Here is a 17105-nt window from a genome sequence, read left to right on the forward strand (position 1 = left end):
AGCCCGGACCCCGCCGAAGCCCTCGCCCTTTTCGACCAAGTCCAGCCATCCTGACTGCCAAGCGCGAGAGCACCAGCACCAACAGCTCGCCACGGCTTCACGGGACAGTGGCGCTACCGCGGTCCCTTCACGGCTTGCTGCGCAGATCGTCCGGGACCCGTTCACTTCACATTGCAGACTCCGCGGGAACCCGCAGATGGACAGGGAACGGACACCTACCGCGTGAAGTCACACAAACCGGGCCCCGTGGTGTGGCGCACTATTGCAAGCAAGTGCTTGCAATAGTTAGCAAGGTTGTGCACCATCGGAAACATGGCATCACTCAACGTCGGCAATCTCGGTGAGTACCTCCGTGAGCAGCGGCGCAGCGCGCAGCTGTCGTTGCGGCAGCTCGCCGATGCCGCCGGGGTGTCCAATCCGTATCTGAGCCAGATCGAGCGCGGGCTGCGCAAGCCGAGCGCGGAGGTGTTGCAGCAGGTCGCCAAGGCGCTCCGGATCTCCGCCGAGACGCTGTACGTGCGGGCCGGGATCCTCGACGAGCGGGACCGGGACGAGCTGGAGACGCGTGCCGTGATCATCGCCGACCCCTCCATAAACGAGCGGCAGAAGGCCGTTCTGCTCCAGATCTACGAGTCGTTCCGCAAGGAGAACGGATTCGAGGTCACGGAGGGCCCGGATGCCGCCGCCCCAGCCGCTCCCACCGCACCAGCCGATCACGACACCACGGACTCGGCCACCGCTGCCGACGGCGCCCGCAGAGGCGACGGCGGCGACGCCGGACCACCCGCAAGCCGACCCTCACACTGAATTCGCGTCCCAGGAGGACCACTCCCATGGCCATCACCGATGACCTGCGCAAGACGTTCAGCGACCCGACCCCCTTCTACTTCGCGGCCGGCACGGCCGACCTCGCCGTCCAGCGGGCCAGGAAGGTTCCCGCGCTGCTGGAGCAGCTCGCGGCCGAGGCCCCCGGGCGGATCGAGGAGCTGCGCAACACCGACCCCAAGGCCGTGCAGGAGAAGGTGGCCATTCAGGCCAAGGAGGCCCAGGCCACCGTTCAGGCCAAGGTCAACGAGGTCATCGGGGGGTTCGACGCCGATCTGAAGAAGCTCGGTGAGACCGCCCAGGACCTCGCGCTGCGCGGTGTCGGTGTCGCCGCCGAGTACGCGGTCAAGGCCCGGGAGACCTACGAGCGGGTCGCCGAGCACGGTGAGCAGACCGTACGGCAGTGGCGTGGCGAGACCGCCGAGGAGATCGCCGAGATCGCCGTCGCGGTCGAGCCCAAGGCCACGCCCAGGACCGAGCCGAGGGCCGCCCAGCCCCGTACGGCCCAGTCCCGTACGGCTCAGCCCCGGACGACGCAGCCCCGGACGACGCAGCCCCGTACGGCTCAGGCCCGGCCCGCGCAGCCGAAGGCCGCCGCGACCAGGAGCGAGCCGAAGCAGGAGCCGAAGCAGGAGCAGAGGCCGGAGCAGAAGTCCGAGCCCAGGGCCGCTCAGCCGAAGACCGCCGAGGCGAAGACCGAGGCCAAGCCCGCCGCCAGGGCCGAGGTGAAGACGGAGGCCGGGCCCGAGACCCAGAAGACTCCCGCGCCCCGCCGGGCCACCCCCCGCAAGCCGGCCGCGAAGAAGACCACTCCGCCCGCCAAATAACGCGCGTGAAGGGAGGCGGACCGGGCACCTTTGAGGGGTCCGGTCCGTTTTCCCGGTACCCCAGGTACCTTGGCTGGCGGAGGCGCTACTCAATACTCACCTAGGCGGTGCTCACATGTTGCGCGTGGGATTCGAAAGCATGCTCTGGCTGGTGATCGGCCTGGTCTTCCTGGTCACCTCCGTGACCGCGCTGATCATGGCAGCCATCGCCCGTGAGGACGCCTATCGCGCCGCCGACAAGAAGACGAAGGGCTTCTGGCTGATCATTCTCGGCCTCGCCGTCGTCGTGAACCTGGTCCCGCTGAATCTGCTGTTCCTGTCGATCGCGGGGCTGATCGCGAGCATCGTGTTCTTCGTCGACGTCCGGCCCGCGCTCAAGCAGGTCACCGGTGGTGGCGGTCGGCGCGGCGGCTCCAGCAGCGACGGCCCCTACGGCCCGTACAACGGCGGCAGGTAAACCGCCCCGCCCCGCGCGAGCCCACCCGGCCCCGGCCCACTGAGCCCAGAAGTCGCGCCCTACGGGCCCGGGTCCGGCCCTCGCGCCACCGGGGCACGCCCCGCGACCGGAGGAAGCCACCGACCGTCCGGGACCGTCCGCCAGCGCCGCGCCGACCAGGAGCCTCCCGCGCCCGGGCCGGGGGTCTCGTGCCGCGCCAGGAGCCCTGGGCGCCACGCGATCCGAAGCGGCGGCCGGGGGCGGAGCCCGCGACCGTCTCCTCCGTCAGGCGTTCTGCCGCGCCCGGCTCAGCAGCAGCACCGCCAGGTCGTCGGTCAGCTCCCCGCCGTTCAGCTCCCGCACCTCCGCGACCGCCGACTCCAGCAGCGCCTCTCCGTCGAGCCCCGCCGCCAGCTGCCGGTTGATCATCTCCAGCATGCCCTCCTGGCCCAGGCGCTGCTTCTCACCCGGTCCCGTACGGCCCTCGATCAGCCCGTCCGTGTACATCAGCAGGCCCCACGCTCCGCCCAGCTCCACCTGGCGGCGCGGCCAGCGGGCGCGCGGCAGCACTCCGAGGGCCGGACCTCCGCTCTCGTACGGAAGCAGCTGCGCGGCCCGCCCCTCGCGCGTGATCAGCGGGGACGGGTGGCCCGCCAGGCACAGGCCCGCGCGCCGGCCGTCCGGGGCGATGTCGACGGTGCACAGCGTCGCGAAGATCTCGTCGCTCTCCCGCTCGTGCTCCAGCACCTGCTGAAGGGTGGAGAGCAGTTCGTCCCCGCACAGGCCCGCGAACGTCAGCGCCCGCCAGGCGATCCGCAGCTCCACACCGAGCGCCGCCTCGTCCGGGCCGTGCCCGCAGACATCGCCGATCATCGCGTGGACCGTGCCGTCCGGCGTGCGGACGGTGTCGTAGAAGTCCCCGCCGAGCAGCGCGCGCGAGCGACCGGGCCGATAACGGGCCGCGAACCGCAGATTCGACCCCTGGAGCAGGGGAGTGGGCAGGAGACCGCGCTCCAGCCGGGCGTTCTCCTGGGCGCGCAGCCGGGACTCGGCGAGCTTCATCTGGGCTGTGTCGGCGCGCTTGCGCTCCACCGCGTAGCGGACCGTACGGCTCAGCAGCCGCCCGTCCAGCTCATCACGGAAGAGATGGTCCTGCGCACCCACTCGTACGGCCTCGGCCGCGCGCTCCTGGTCGCCCGACGTGGTCAGCGCGAGGACCGCGTGCCGGGGTGCCAGCCGCAGCACGTGCCGCAGAAGGCCCAGCCCGTCGTCGCCCGAGCCGGGCAGCGAGAGGTCGACGAGTATGCAGTCGACGTCGTCGGTGAGCAGCCGCTCGGCCTCGGTGAGATTGCGGGCGGTACGGATCCGCACACGGGTGCCCGTCGCGCCGGGGTCCGGCGGCTCGGGCACCGGGAACGTGCCCGCCGGGTCGTCCTCGATCACCAGAAGTGTCAGATCACCGGGCGAGACACCACTGCCGGCGGGCACACCGGAAACGCTTCCGGCGCCGGCATGGGCGGTCTCCGCGACGGGAGCGTTCCTCTGTCGCGGTACGGGTACGGGCATGGGTCCGGTTTCCTTTCCCTCCCCCCGAGGGGTGGCGGCACGGCGATCGACATCCCGCCAGACGGGGACCATAGCGTTTGGCCCCGCCGTAGCGGAATGGCATTTGATACGGGGCCGTCGGCATATGCCGGTGATGGGCGGGCAGTTGGCACCCCCGTCATGACGAACATCACGCCCCCACGGGCCGCTGCGGGGGTGCGCTGTGCGGGCCATCACGCCGGAGATGCCTGGAATGTCAAACTGTGTCCCGAGGGTGGCCTGGCGGCGGTCCTGCGCGGGCGTGGGTGCGGGTGCGGTGCCGGGCTCGCGCCAGTGCGTGGGCTGATGGGGTCGGCTGGGGCGCCGGGTGCCGAAGGGGCGGGCCGGAGCGCTGGGTGTGGGGCGCCGGGCTCGCGCCGGTGCGTGGGCTGATGGGTCGGCCGGGGTGCCGGGTGCCGAGGGTGTGGGCCGGGTGCTGGGTGTGGGGTGCCGGAGGCGGTGGTGGCGCCCGGGCCGGTGCGTGGGCCGACGGGCCCGGCGGGAGGTGCCGGTAGTGAGGGTGTGGAGTGCCGGGCCCGGCGGGGGTGCCAGGCCCGGGCGGGCGCCGGTGCCGGCGTGTGGGCCGACGGACCCGGCGGGAAGTGCCGGGTGCCTCGGTCGGGGCGCCCGGCCCGACCCGCTGCCCGCTCCCGCGAGTCGCTGCCCACAGGCCCGGCCCCGCTGCCTCATGACCCTGACCCTGCCGCCCCGGTCCACGGGCCCGGTCCGCCACCCCGCTTGTCCGCCACCCCGCTTGTCCGGCTCCCGGCTCCCCGCTCACGGCTCCCGCCCCCACGGGCGGTGGGTCCGGGGCCGGGTTCCCCGGCACCGTCGTCACTTGTCCGGGCGTACCACTCCGAGAATCTTCATGGAGCCCGCGCCCGCGATGGTCACGGTCCGGCCCGGACGAGGGGCGTGGACTATCGCGCCGTCTCCTATGTACATGCCGACATGGCTCGCGTCCGCGTGGTAGATGATCAGGTCACCGGGCCGCATGTCCTTGACGTCGATCCTCGGCAGCCGCCGCCACTGCTCCTGCGAGGTGCGCGGGATGCCCCGGCCGGACGCGCCCCATGCCTGGGAGGTCAGCCCCGAGCAGTCGTACGAACCGGGGCCCTCCGCACCCCACTCGTACGGCTTGCCGATCTGCGCCGTCGCGAACGCGACCGCCTTCTCGCCCTGTCCGGTCGCCGTCCCGCCGATGTCCTTCATGACGCCCGAGCTCAGCCAGCTGGTCTGGGCCTTGTCCGCCGCCTGCCGTTCGAGGACCAGGAGGCGGGCCTTCTCCTCCTTCTCCAGCCGGCTCTCTATCCTCTCCGCGGCGGCGATCTTGGTGGAGATCTCCTTCTTGGCCTTGGCCTGCTTGAGGCGGTTGGCCTCCAGCTTCTTCCACTGGCCGCTGGCGTCCTCGCTGTACGAGGCCAACTCGGCCTGGGTGGTGTTCAGTTCGCGCAGCAGGTCCCGGGTGGCCTTCTGGCCCTGCTGTATCCGTCCGGCGCCGTCGAGGAAGAGCTGCGGGTCGCTCGTCAGCATCAACTGCGCCTCGGGCGGCAGGCCGCCACCCCGGTACTGGGCCCGGGCGGCCGCCCCCGCGCGGTTCTTCAGGTCGTCGATACGGGTCTGGGCCTTGACCGTCTCCTGCGCCAGCTTCACTATCTCCGCCGACTGGCGCTCGGCGTCCTCCTTCGCGAGGTTGTACGCGTCGGTCGCCGAAACCGCCTGGTGGTAGAGGGTCTCCAGCTCCACCCGGATCTCTTCCAGGGACTTCTTCCCGGTGGGGGAGGAACTGTCCGAGGGCGCGGGCGGCCCGGGAACAAGGGGAGCGCCGGGTGCCTGCGGAACCCCCGGGGCGCCGGGCGCACTCGGCGCCCCGGGTGCGGCAAGAGCCGTGCCCGGGGACGCCAGCACGGTCAGCGCGCAGACCAGAGCGATCGCGGCGGCGGCACAGTGGCGTCGGTTCACGACTCCCCCTTCTCCCACTCCTGCAACATCTGATTTACCGTCAGTAACTTGTGAACGCTGTCGTGATGGTGCCACGGCGTCCCGAAAAGTGACAGAGCCGTACGGCAGTTCGCCCACCCCCAGTCGATCACTCCCACCTGTCAGTGACGAACGGCCGGCCCCGCATGTTCCCTACTCGCACGCCCATTCACCCGGATCGGGGAGCGCGTGGAAGGGCGCGCTCGCATCTGCCGCGCGCCCCGCCCCGCCTGTCCCGGCCCACCCGCCCTGACTCACCCGCCCTGACTCACCCGCCCCGGCCCACCCGTCCCCTGCCTCAGGCCGTCCCCGTCCGGGGCGCGACCGCCGACCACGCGACCGTGACCTCGCCCTGCCGCCACCGGCGGCCGTCGTCCGTCAGCGGCCAGTCGGCCCGCAGGTCCCGTACCGCCCTGATCCAGCGCTGCCGCGCGCCCAGTGAGGCGTACGGGGCCGCCGCGGCCCACGCCCGGTCGAAGTCCCGGAGGAACGCGTGCACCGGCTCGCCCGGCACATTGCGGTGGATCAGCGCCTTCGGCAGCCGCTCCGCGAGGTCGGACGGGCGGTCCAGCGAGCCGAGCCGGGTCGCGAAGGTGACCGTGCGCGGCCCCCGGCGCCCCAGCGCCACCCAGACGTGCCGCCGCCCGATCTCGTCGCAGGTCCCCTCCACCAGCAGCCCGCCCGGCGCGAGCCGCCCGCACAGCCGTGCCCACGCGTCCGCGACCTCACCCTCGTCGTACTGGCGCAGGACGTTCGCCGCGCGGATCAGCACGGGCCGGCCCTCCACCGGGATCTCGAAGCCTCCGCGGCGGAAACTCAGCCCCTCCTCCTCGTACGGCTTCGCCGCCGCGACGCGCTCCGGGTCGATCTCGATCCCGGTGACCGAGCAGCGGGGGTCGGCGGCGCGCAGCCGCCGCAGCAGTTCGAGGGTGGTCCAGGGAGCGGCCCCGTACCCGAGGTCGACGGCCAGCGGCCGGTCGCTGCGGCGCAGCGCGGGGCCGTGGACGGCGGCGATCCAGCGGTCCATCCGGCGCAGCCGGTTGGGGTTGGTCGTCCCGCGCGTGACGGTGCCGACGGGGCGGGTGCTCATGCAAGCGAGGGTATGCGCAGCGGCCGAAACCCCACCGAAGCCCCCCCGGGCCCCAGACCCGGGCCCCCGGCACCTGCGCCCGGGCCTCAACCCCCTGAGCCCCAGCCCGGGGCTGCCCGAGCCCCGGCCGCCGCCCCTCCCGGCGCCCCGGACTCCCGAGCCCCGGCTCCGGGCGGCCCGGCCCTCCGCTCCCGTACCCACCCCGCAAGCCCGTACCCACCCCGCAAGCCCGCCCCTGCCCCCGAGGTCGCACCCGCCCCCACGCAAACCCGCCCCTGCGCCCGCACCCCGCGAAGCACCGCCACCGCCGCCCCGCAAGGGGCTCGGAGCCACCCCGGAGGCGCCCACCGCCACCCCAAATGGTAATGATTTGGCAAAGCGCCGAGGTCCCGGAAATGGAAGATGAGAGTCCACTGTTGTGCGGAGTCGGTGCCTGATTGTGCCCGCAGTGCGCCGTGCCCGGAGCGAGGAGGACCTTCGCGTGAGCCAGTACGTCTCCCGCGTCTCCAGCGGTTTCGTGGCTCCCCGGCTCAGATTCCCCGTCGGCCACCGCAAGCCGCGCCGGATCGCCATGCTCAGCGTGCACACCTCCCCCCTCCACCAGCCGGGCACGGGCGACGCGGGCGGGATGAACGTCTACATCGTCGAACTCGCCAAGCGCCTCGCCGCCATCAACATCGAGGTCGAGATCTTCACCAGGGCCACCGCGGGTGGCCTGCGGCCGTCCGTGGAACTCGCGCCCGGAGTCCTCGTACGCCATGTCGACGCCGGCCCGTACGAAGGTCTCGCCAAGGAGGATCTGCCCGGCCAGCTCTGTGCCTTCACCCACGGCACCATGCAGGCATGGGCCCGCCACCGGCCCGGACACTACGACCTCGTCCACTCCCACTACTGGCTCTCCGGCCATGTCGGCTGGCTCGCCGCCGAGCGCTGGGGCGTTCCGCTCGTCCACGCCATGCACACCATGGCCAAGGTCAAGAACGCCGCTCTCGCCGACGGCGATCTGCCCGAACCCTCCTCCCGCGTGATCGGCGAGACGCAGATCGTGAACGCCGCGGACCGGCTCATCGCGAACACCGCCGAGGAGGCGGACGAGCTGGTCCGTTTCTACGACGCCGACCCCGCGAAGGTCGCCGTCGTGCACCCGGGGGTGAACCTCGACCGCTTCAGCCCCGACGGCGCCCGCGCCCCCTTCGTCGGTTCCGGGGCCGGCTTCGGCTTCGGGGGAGGCCGCGCGGGTGCCCGGGCCCGGCTCGGTGTGCCCCAGGACGCCTTCGTCCCTCTCTTCGCGGGCCGGATACAGCCCCTGAAGGCCCCCGACATCCTGCTGCGCGCGGTCGCGCAGCTGCTGGTCCGTGAACCGTCACTGCGCTCCCGTCTGTACGTCCCCGTCGTCGGCGGCCCGAGCGGCAGCGGCCTCGCCAGACCCGAGGGCCTGCAGAAGCTGGCCGCCTGCCTCGGTATCGCGGACGTCGTGCACTTCCATCCGCCCGTGGCGCAGGATCTGCTCGCGGACTGGTTCCGTGCCGCGTCCACGCTGGTGATGCCCTCGTACAGCGAGTCCTTCGGCCTGGTCGCGATCGAGGCACAGGCGACGGGCACCCCCGTCGTCGCGGCGGCGGTCGGCGGGCTGCCGGTCGCGGTACGGGACGGGGTCACCGGCTTTCTCATACCCGGCCACGATCCGTCCGACTACGCCGACGCCCTCCACCGGCTCCTGGCGAACCCGGCCCTCGCCGCCCGGATGGGCGCCGCCGCGGCCCGCCACGCCGAGTCCTTCGGCTGGGACACGGCCGCGTCCGCGACGGCGGACGTGTACACGGCCGCGATGCACGAACACCGCCGGCGGGTACGCTCCCACCATGGCTGACGCACACGAGCCCGCCGGGGTCGCGGGGAAGGCGCCGGAGGTCCCGGACATCCCGGAGATCATCGAGAAGACGCTGACCGACGCCGGCCTCGAATGGGAGCACCCCGGACCCGGCTCGTACGTGGTCAAACTCCCCGGCACCCAGAAACTCTCCACGACCTGTTCCCTGCGCGTCGGCAGGCACTCCCTCTCCATCAACGCCTTCGTCATCCGCCATCCCGACGAGAACGACGGCGGGGTGCACCGCTGGCTGCTGGAGCGGAATCTGCGGCTGTACGGGGTGAGTTACGCGATCGACCCGCTCGGCGACATCTATCTGACCGGCAGGCTCCCGCTCTCCGTGATCACACCGGACGAGCTGGACCGGCTGCTCGGGTCGGTCCTGGAGGCGGCGGACGGCGCGTTCAACCGGCTCCTCGAAATGGGTTTCGCGCAGGCGATCCGCAAGGAGTACGCGTGGCGCGTGTCGCGCGGCCAGTCGACGCGGAATCTTGACGCGTTCACAAACCTGACCAAGGACTGAGGGCGGCATACGCCCCCTAGCGCCCCCGTAAGACCCATGTGACACCTTCCTGTGCGCCGCCGTGCCATGGCATGCTCGGCGACGACGCGCTCCTGAACGCCGTTCACATCCGTGGACATGGCGTGCCGGGGGTACTGGACCTCTCCTCCTCCCCGGGTGTCGGCGAGCCCTCGGGGAGGAGGGGAATCAGCACGGCGGGTCGCCGCCTTCGTGAGCGGCCGTACGCGAACCGCTGCCGGGCCCGGGGCGGGGCCGCCCGGAGCAGTCGGAGTGGTAAGCCCACGGCCGGTCGGGGCGGTGGCGGGGCGACGGCAGGCGGCTCGACGAGAACGCGCGGGCGCCCGCGCGCTTGGCGGCACCGTAGCCGCCGGCACCGACAACGAGCCGCTCAGGCGGTGGTCCTGGCGGCGGGCGGCCCGCCGTCGGCGCTCACACTGCCTGTGACAGCGGATGTCACCGCCTCCGCCGACCGCACCGGCTCGGTCGCCCCCGCGGACGGCAGCGGCTCCACGGCCTCCACCGCACCCGCGCCCGCGTCCCCACCGGCACCACCGTCCCCACCGGCACCCGCACCCGCTTCTGCCTCCGCTTCCGTTTCGGCGTCCGGCAGATTCCGCAGTAGGGCCCAGTAGCCCAGCCCCGCCACCGTCCCCAGCAGCGCGCACATCGCCCACAGCCACCCCGCCCCGTATCCGTCGATCACCGCACCGGCGATCAGCGGGGCGAAGAGCGTCGCCACCGACCAGGTCATCGTGTACATGCCCTGGTAGCGGCCCCGGCCGTGCAGCGGGGAGAGCCGCACCACCAGGCCCGTCTGGGTCGGCGCGTTCACGATCTCGGCGACGGTCCAGACGACCACCGAGAGCGCGTACATCCCGATCGACCCGGCGAAGGCGGTCAGCCCGAATCCGTATCCGACGAGCAGCGAGGAGACGATCAGCAGCCGCCGGGCGTCGCGGTGCTCGATGAAGCGGGTGACGGGGATCTGGAGGACGACGATGAGTACGCCGTTCAGGGCCATCACCATGCCGAAGTCGGAAGGGCGCAGCCCGTCCGCGCCCATCGCCAGCGGCAGGCCGGTGTGCCCCTGCATGAAGATCAGCGAGATCAGGAACGACAGCCCGACGACGCTCATGAACCGTCCGTCGCGCAGGACCATCCCCAGGCCGACGTCCGACTCCGCTTTTCCGGCGGCGGCCGGCCGCTCGGGACGTGACTCCGGCAGCTTGACGAAGACGAGGATCGCGCAGGCCATCGTCATGGCGGCCTCACCGAGGAAGCCCACGAGATAGCTGTACTCGGCGATGAAGCCCGCGGCGATCGCGGAGACCGCGAAGCCCAGGTTGATCGCCCAGTAGTTGAGCGAGAACGCCCTCACCCGGTCCTCGGGGCGCACGATGTCCGCCATCATCGCCTGCACGGCGGGACGGGAGGCGTTGGTCGCCATGCCCACGACACAGGCCACGACCGCGATCGCGATCGGGTGCTGCACCAGGCCCAGCAGCGCGACGGAGACGGCGGTCGACGCCTGCGCGATCAGCAGGGTGGGCCGCCGTCCCAGCCGGTCCGCCATCACACCGCCGCCGAGGGAGGAGACGACGCCGCCGAGCCCGTACAGGGAGACGACGAGCCCGGCGTACGAGGCCGAGTACCCCTTCTCGAACGTCAGGTACATCACGAGGAAGGTCGCGACGAACCCGCCGAGACGGTTGACGAGCGTGCTCGTCCACAGCCACCAGAACTCCCGGGGAAGCCCCGACACGCTCTCCCGCACGGCACGGCTCAGACCGGCCGCGCGCGGCCCGGCAACGGACATGTATCCCCCCAGGGGCCCTCGGCAGGTGAACGGCTCGTCGACGCCCGTGGGTGTAAGTGTCCCTAGGGGCAAGTGCACATTACATACACGTGGCTCCGGCCGCCAGCCGATGGACGCCGGCCGTCAACCGAGACGGCTACAAAGAGCCCGGAGCCCGTCCACTAGGCTCGTACGCATGGCCGACGCACCGTACAAGCTGATCCTCCTCCGCCACGGCGAGAGCGAGTGGAACGCGAAGAACCTGTTCACCGGCTGGGTGGACGTCAACCTCACCGAGAAGGGCGAGAAGGAGGCGGTCCGCGGCGGTGAGCTGCTCAAGGACGCCGGTCTGCTCCCCGACGTACTGCACACCTCCCTCCAGCGGCGCGCCATCCGCACGGCCCAGCTCGCGCTGGACGCCGCGGACCGCCACTGGATCCCCGTCCACCGCTCCTGGCGGCTCAACGAGCGCCACTACGGCGCCCTCCAGGGCAAGGACAAGGCGCAGACCCTCGCCGAGTTCGGCGAGGAGCAGTTCATGCTCTGGCGCCGCTCGTACGACACCCCGCCGCCCCCGCTGGAGGACGGCACCGAGTTCTCCCAGAGCGACGACCCGCGCTACGCCACGATCCCGCCGGAGCTGCGCCCGCGCACCGAGTGCCTGAAGGACGTCGTCGTCCGGATGCTGCCGTACTGGTACGACGGCATCGTCCCCGACCTCCTCGCCGGCCGCACGGTCCTCGTCGCCGCGCACGGCAACTCCCTGCGCGCGCTGGTCAAGCACCTCGACGGCGTCTCGGACGAGGCCATCGCGGGCCTGAACATCCCCACCGGCATCCCCCTGGCCTACGACCTGGACGCCGACTTCAAGCCCCTGAACCCCGGCGGCACCTACCTCGACCCCGACGCCGCCGCGGCGGCGATCGAGGCGGTCAAGAACCAGGGCAAGAAGAAGTAGCCCTCCTGCCGTGAGCCCCCTGCCTGCGGTTTTCCGCGGGGCAGGGGGCTTGTTGCTGTGCCGGGGCCGTCAGGGTTGCAGCTGTCTCCCCCAGCTACTACTGCCTGAATCACTAGTAGATGAGCGGTACAGCAGTGCGGTACCGCAACCGCCGCAGCGGTCACCGCCGAGGGTGCGGCTGCCCGCCGTGAGGTCTGCGCGGTGTCACCCGGCAAGCAGGCCCATGGCAGCGGCACCCGGCTGGCGCCGGACCGGCCGGCAGCGCGCCGGCCCCGGCCGGTGCGGGTAGTGCGCGGGCCCGCCTGGCCCGGTGACCGGGCGGGCCCGCGGGAGCGTGGGGATGTCCGGTGCCGGGCGGCAGGGGGTCGGGTGTCAGCCGCAGCAGCCGCCGCACTGGCACGGCCCCCCGGACTGGCAGCCGCAGCCGCAGCCCGGGCCGCAGCCGCAGGCGCCGAGGACCGGAAGGTGGACGACGTCGGCGGGAGGTTCCGCCGGAGGCTGTGAAGTGGGGGAATCGGCCATGGGAGTTCCTCCTCGTGGGCGTACGGCACCGAGACGGGCTCGCAGCCGTACGGCTCAGGCTCATGGGCGCAGGGGCGTGTGCGGGGCAAGCCGCCTCTGGCCATGTCATGCCCGGCGCGGCGGGCGCATCAACAGCGCGTTGAGGCACGACCGCCGCGGGCGAGGGCCTCCCGCGCTCTCCCCGGCACGACCGGCGGGAGCCGTACGCGCCCCACCGCCGTCACCGGAGGGGGCCGTACACCGCACCGCCGTCACCGGAGGGGGACCTCACGGGCCCGCGGCCCGCGTCACCGCCTCCGCCCGGCGGAGGGCCAGGAGCCCGCGGCGGGCACCACGCACCCCCGCCCCGCAGGCAGGCGCCTCGGCCTCCTCACGGTCACCACCGGCGGCGGGCACCCGCCCCCGCCTCGCCGCGCCTACGCGCCCTCCACCGGCGTCACCGGCTGGAGCTCGTCCGCGTGCTCACCCGTCACCAGGTACACCACGCGCTTCGCCACCGACACCGCGTGATCGGCGAACCGCTCGTAGTAACGGCCGAGCAGCGTCACATCGACCGCGGTCTCGATGCCGTGCTTCCAGCGGTCGTCCATCAGATGCTGGAACAGCGTGCGGTGCAGCAGATCCATCTCGTCGTCGTCCGTCTCCAGCTGGAGCGCCAGATCGACGTCCTTGGTGATGATCACCTCCGCGGCCTTCGCCATCAGGCGCTGCGCCAGCTGGCCCATCTCCAGAATCGTCGCCTGGAGGTCGCGCGGCACCGGGGACTGCGGGAAGCGGAGCCGGGCCAGCTTGGCCACATGCTGGGCCAGGTCGCCCGAACGCTCCAGGTCCGCGCTCATCCGCAGCGAGGTCACCACGATCCGCAGATCCGTGGCGACCGGCTGCTGCCGGGCCAGCAGGGCGATCGCACGCGCCTCCAGATCGTGCTGGAGATCGTCGACCTTCTGGTCGCCGGCGATGACGCTTTCGGCCAATTTCAAATCGGCGTCGAGCATGGCCGTCGTGGCGCGCCCGATCGCCGACCCGACCAGCCGGGCCATCTCGACCAGGCCCTCGCCGATCGAGTCCAGTTCCTCGTGGTACGCGTCCCGCATGGAGTTCCCTCTCTAGGTGGCCGGGGGTCCGGGTGGGGCTGTCGGACTCCCACGCTCCCACGTTCCGTCTACAAGGAGTCTGGCCCCTCCTTCCCGAATGAACCGGCACTATCCCCCTGGTGAACTCTGGGCGACGAGTCCCGCAGCTGAAGTCGTTCGGCGGGGAGCACCACCTTGACCACGCCTAACCTGGATGCATGGACGTGAACGCGGCGGTCGCCGCAGCGGCAGCGATCGCCGGTCTGATGACCGGTGTCATCGCCGTGCTGGCGTTTCGCTGGAGCGAGCGGGAACAGCGCAGGCCGACCCGTACCTCGCTGCACACCGACGCCGTGCTGCCGCCCGGTGTCGACACGGTCCTGTCCGTACTGCGCTCCTCCGCCGTCGTCCTCGACGAGAGCGACTCCGTCGTCAAGGCCAGCTCGGCAGCGTACGCGCTGGGACTGGTCCGTGGCGGAAAGCTGACCGTCGAGCCCATGCTGTACATGGCCCGCGACACCCGGCGCGACGGCGAGATCCGACAGGTCGAGCTGGATCTGCCCCGGCGGGGCACCGGTCGCGGCGAGGCCCTCGCCGTATCCGCCCGGGTCGCGCCCCTCGGCTCCCGGCTGGTTCTGCTCCTCGTGGAGGACCTCACCGAGGCCCGCCGTATCGAAGCGGTACGGCGCGACTTCGTCGCGAACGTGTCGCACGAGCTGAAGACGCCCGTCGGCGCGCTCTCCCTGCTCTCCGAAGCGGTCATGGACGCCTCCGACGACCCCGAGGCGGTCTCCCGCTTCGCCGGGCGCATGCAGATCGAGGCGACCCGGCTCACCAGCCTGGTCCAGGAGCTGATCGACCTCTCCCGGGTGCAGAACGACCACCCGCTGGCCGACGCGGAGCCCGTACGGGTGGACGAGCTGGTCGCCGAGGCCATCGACCGCTCCCGGCACCCGGCGTCCACGAAGAACATCACCATGGCCGCCGGCGGCACCGCCGACCTGCACATCTGGGGTCACCGCGGCCAGCTCGCCGCCGCCCTCGGCAACCTCGTCGAGAACGCGGTCAACTACTCCCCGGCCCGCACCCGCGTGGGCATCTCCGCCCGCCGGGTCCCCGCGCCGGGAGGGCCCCTGATCGAGATCGCCGTCACCGACCAGGGGATCGGGATCTCCGAGAAGGACCGCGAGCGGGTCTTCGAACGGTTCTACCGGGTCGACCCCGCCCGCTCCCGCGCCACCGGAGGCACCGGCCTCGGGCTGGCGATCGTCAAGCACGTGGCCGCCTCGCACGGCGGGGAGGTCACGGTGTGGAGCACCGAAGGCCAGGGCTCCACCTTCACCCTGCGGCTTCCCGAAGCGGGAGCCGTGCGGGACCGTTCCATCACCGGCCCGGAATCAGCCTCCGGCCCGCACACCGGCCCGGATCACGCCGACGAGGTCGACGACCCGCCCTACGACACCGACCGGAACCACGGTCCCGACCGCAGCCATGGCCACGGCCATGACAACGGCCGGGACCCCGGTGCCGGTCCCGACCGCCGTGACGGCCACGACCGGCCGTACGGCCCCGACCGGCCTTACGACAACGATCCGCACACCGACATCCCTGCCCCGGAGGTCCTTCCGTGACCCGAGTGCTCGTCGTCGAGGATGAGGAATCCTTCAGCGACGCCCTGTCCTACATGCTCCGCAAGGAGGGCTTCGAGGTCGCTGTGGCGGCCACGGGGCCCGAGGGGCTCGACGAGTTCGAGCGCAATGGCGCCGATCTCGTCCTCCTCGACCTGATGCTGCCCGGGCTGCCGGGCACCGAGGTCTGCCGTCAGCTACGCGGCCGCTCGAACGTCCCGGTGATCATGGTGACCGCCAAGGACAGCGAGATCGACAAGGTCGTCGGTCTGGAGATCGGCGCCGACGACTACGTCACCAAGCCCTTCTCGTCCCGGGAGCTCGTCGCCCGGATACGCGCGGTCCTGCGCCGCCGGGGCGAGCCCGAGGAGATCACCCCGGCCGCCCTGGAGGCCGGTCCGGTCCGGATGGACGTGGACCGCCATGTCGTCACCGTGTCCGGCGGCAAGGTCGACCTCCCCCTGAAGGAGTTCGACCTCCTGGAGATGCTGCTGCGCAACGCGGGCCGGGTGCTGACCCGGATGCAGCTCATCGACCGGGTCTGGGGCGCGGACTACGTCGGCGACACCAAGACCCTTGATGTCCACGTCAAGCGCCTGCGTGCCAAGATCGAGCCGGACCCGGGGGCTCCCCGGTATCTGGTGACCGTGCGCGGCCTGGGCTACAAGTTCGAGCCGTAGACCGCGGCGCCGGCCGTGCCGTGATCCGCGGGGTCCGCCCCGCCGGGCCGCGGTCACGTCCCGTACAGCACGGGCCGCGCCCCTCGCGTCACGGGTCCGCCGCCTGCGCCCGCGCCCCGGACGCGTGGACCGTGAACGTGTACGCGCGGACCGCGCCGGGGCGGCCACGCTCGGCACCCCGTACGGGCGGTTCGCACGCCGCCCGCGCCCGCTGCACGCAGAGGGGCGCCCCACCGGATCTCCGGCGGGGCGCCCCTCTGCATGCAGCGGATGGACTCCGTACGCGGGTCCGCGTCAGCCGTTCGCGGGCGCCGAGGACGCGTCCGAGGGGCTGTCGGGCGCCGTCTCGCCCTCGCCGCCGGGCTGTCCGGACGGCGCCTCGGAGGGCGAGCCGGACGAGTTCGGACTCGCCGAGCCGGCCGGGGTCGTGCTCGGGGACGCCGGCTGCGGGGGGAGGCTGCTCGGGCCGAAGTCCGCGAAGTCGGCGGACGCCGGGACGACGAACGCCTGGAGCTTCACCTCGCCGGTGTCGCTCAGCCGGAAGACGACGTCCTGCACCCCGCCGATGTTCCCCGTCAGGGACTGGCCGTTGTCGATCACGGCGGAGGGGTTGCCCTTGCCGCCGATGACAACCGATCCCTCGGCGGGGACGGTGATCGCGCCCGGACCGCCGGCCGCGCTCAGCTTCACCGTGCCGCCGCCGGGCAGCGTGACGGAGTCGAGCGTCTGGTCCTTGGTACCCGCGTTGAAGATCGTCGCGGAGACGACCGCCGGGCCGGCCGCGCCGGCCTTCGGCTGGGTGATCACATTCGCGTTCTGGACGCTGATGGTGTCGACCGTCGCCGACGCGGTGTCCGGCTTGACGCCGAGGGACTGCGCGTTGTTGCCCGCGCCGCACGCGGTGAGCGCGGTGAACGACAGCACGACAGCGGTCACGGCGACGGCGCCGCGCCGAAGGCGAGGGGCGCCCCCGGACGGAGTAAGGGGGAGGCTCACGGCGGCGGCATCTCCTTGCACGTACGGATCTGGCGGTGGGACGGTCCTGCGGAGTGGCGCAATAGCGGCCGGGACCGCGTCAGTTCGCGATACCGGCCGGGACGGCGTCAGTTCGTCCACAGATTACAGAGCCCCTGCTCCGGGCCCGCACCCGACCCGCCTCTTCGATGAGAGGCCCTTCATCGAGGCCCTCACACTCGCTCCGCGGGGGCTCGTCACCCGTACGGTTCCGGCCTTTCTCCGCCTCTTTCCGGGGCCGGGCCCTCCCCGGGACTCCGCCGGGCCGCCGGGACGCCCGCCCGGGCCCGCGGCGGGGGC

The 17105-nt window shown here is 72.3% G+C and carries 14 protein-coding genes; 8 read left to right on the forward strand and 6 right to left on the reverse strand.

Features of this window, described 5'->3' with window-relative positions; genetic code table 11:
- Positions 1–312: 312 nt before the first annotated feature.
- The 3 genes from ACFYT4_RS21660 (at position 313) to ACFYT4_RS21670 (ending at position 2109) form a co-directional block, all read left to right on the forward strand.
- Positions 313–807 (forward strand): helix-turn-helix domain-containing protein, encoded by a 495-nt coding sequence (locus ACFYT4_RS21660; protein ID WP_389271252.1) that lies wholly within the window; start codon positions 313–315, stop codon positions 805–807.
- A gap of 26 nt (positions 808–833) precedes the next feature.
- Positions 834–1652 carry a hypothetical protein gene (locus tag ACFYT4_RS21665; RefSeq protein ID WP_389271255.1) on the forward strand — a complete coding sequence of 273 codons (819 nt, stop codon included), beginning with the start codon at positions 834–836 and terminating at the stop codon, positions 1650–1652.
- Positions 1653–1767: 115 nt separating this feature from the next.
- Entirely contained in the window at positions 1768–2109 is a 342-nt protein-coding gene (locus tag ACFYT4_RS21670; RefSeq protein ID WP_389271258.1) for a DUF2516 family protein, read from the forward strand.
- Between the two features lie 264 nt (positions 2110–2373).
- Here ACFYT4_RS21670 and ACFYT4_RS21675 read toward each other — a convergent pair whose 3' ends face one another.
- The 3 genes from ACFYT4_RS21675 to ACFYT4_RS21685 all read right to left on the reverse strand — a co-directional run bounded on the left by ACFYT4_RS21675 (position 2374) and on the right by ACFYT4_RS21685 (position 6742).
- Positions 2374–3654 (reverse strand): PP2C family protein-serine/threonine phosphatase, encoded by a 1281-nt coding sequence (locus ACFYT4_RS21675; RefSeq protein WP_389271261.1) that lies wholly within the window; start codon positions 3652–3654, stop codon positions 2374–2376.
- A gap of 852 nt (positions 3655–4506) precedes the next feature.
- Positions 4507–5634 carry an NlpC/P60 family protein gene (locus tag ACFYT4_RS21680; RefSeq protein ID WP_389271264.1) on the reverse strand — a complete coding sequence of 376 codons (1128 nt, stop codon included), beginning with the start codon at positions 5632–5634 and terminating at the stop codon, positions 4507–4509.
- Between the two features lie 316 nt (positions 5635–5950).
- On the reverse strand, positions 5951–6742 hold the full coding sequence (locus tag ACFYT4_RS21685; RefSeq protein ID WP_389271267.1) for a class I SAM-dependent methyltransferase: 792 nt from the start codon (positions 6740–6742) through the stop codon (positions 5951–5953).
- A gap of 481 nt (positions 6743–7223) precedes the next feature.
- Here ACFYT4_RS21685 and mshA point away from each other — a divergent pair, with 481 nt between their 5' ends.
- Positions 7224–8612 carry a D-inositol-3-phosphate glycosyltransferase gene (gene mshA, locus ACFYT4_RS21690; RefSeq protein ID WP_389271270.1) on the forward strand — a complete coding sequence of 463 codons (1389 nt, stop codon included), beginning with the start codon at positions 7224–7226 and terminating at the stop codon, positions 8610–8612.
- Positions 8605–9135, forward strand: a complete 531-nt coding sequence (locus tag ACFYT4_RS21695; RefSeq protein ID WP_389271272.1) for a YbjN domain-containing protein — start codon at positions 8605–8607, stop codon at positions 9133–9135. Before mshA ends, ACFYT4_RS21695 begins: the two co-directional genes overlap by 8 nt.
- A 388-nt stretch (positions 9136–9523) precedes the next feature.
- Here the strand turns inward: ACFYT4_RS21695 and ACFYT4_RS21700 are convergent, their stop codons facing one another.
- A complete protein-coding gene (locus ACFYT4_RS21700) occupies positions 9524–10951 on the reverse strand; it encodes an MDR family MFS transporter (protein WP_389271275.1) in 1428 nt (475 codons plus the stop codon).
- Positions 10952–11126: 175 nt separating this feature from the next.
- Between ACFYT4_RS21700 and ACFYT4_RS21705 the strand changes: the two genes are divergently transcribed.
- Positions 11127–11888 (forward strand): phosphoglyceromutase, encoded by a 762-nt coding sequence (locus ACFYT4_RS21705; protein WP_389271278.1) that lies wholly within the window; start codon positions 11127–11129, stop codon positions 11886–11888.
- A gap of 938 nt (positions 11889–12826) precedes the next feature.
- On the opposite strand, the gene phoU is transcribed toward ACFYT4_RS21705, so the two are convergent.
- Positions 12827–13504 carry a phosphate signaling complex protein PhoU gene (gene phoU / locus ACFYT4_RS21710; protein ID WP_389271281.1) on the reverse strand — a complete coding sequence of 226 codons (678 nt, stop codon included), beginning with the start codon at positions 13502–13504 and terminating at the stop codon, positions 12827–12829.
- A 197-nt stretch (positions 13505–13701) separates the two neighbouring features.
- On the opposite strand from phoU, the gene ACFYT4_RS21715 reads away from it, so the two are divergent.
- Complete coding sequence (locus tag ACFYT4_RS21715; protein ID WP_389271284.1) at positions 13702–15114, forward strand: sensor histidine kinase; 1413 nt, start codon at positions 13702–13704, stop codon at positions 15112–15114.
- Complete coding sequence (locus ACFYT4_RS21720; protein ID WP_389271287.1) at positions 15111–15791, forward strand: response regulator; 681 nt, start codon at positions 15111–15113, stop codon at positions 15789–15791. Before ACFYT4_RS21715 ends, ACFYT4_RS21720 begins: the two co-directional genes overlap by 4 nt.
- A gap of 294 nt (positions 15792–16085) precedes the next feature.
- Here the strand turns inward: ACFYT4_RS21720 and ACFYT4_RS21725 are convergent, their stop codons facing one another.
- A complete protein-coding gene (locus ACFYT4_RS21725; protein WP_389271289.1) occupies positions 16086–16727 on the reverse strand; it encodes a hypothetical protein in 642 nt (213 codons plus the stop codon).
- Between the last annotated feature and the right edge of the window lie 378 nt (positions 16728–17105).

This window comes from Streptomyces sp. NPDC004609 (assembly GCF_042873655.1).
GTDB lineage: Bacteria > Actinomycetota > Actinomycetes > Streptomycetales > Streptomycetaceae > Streptomyces.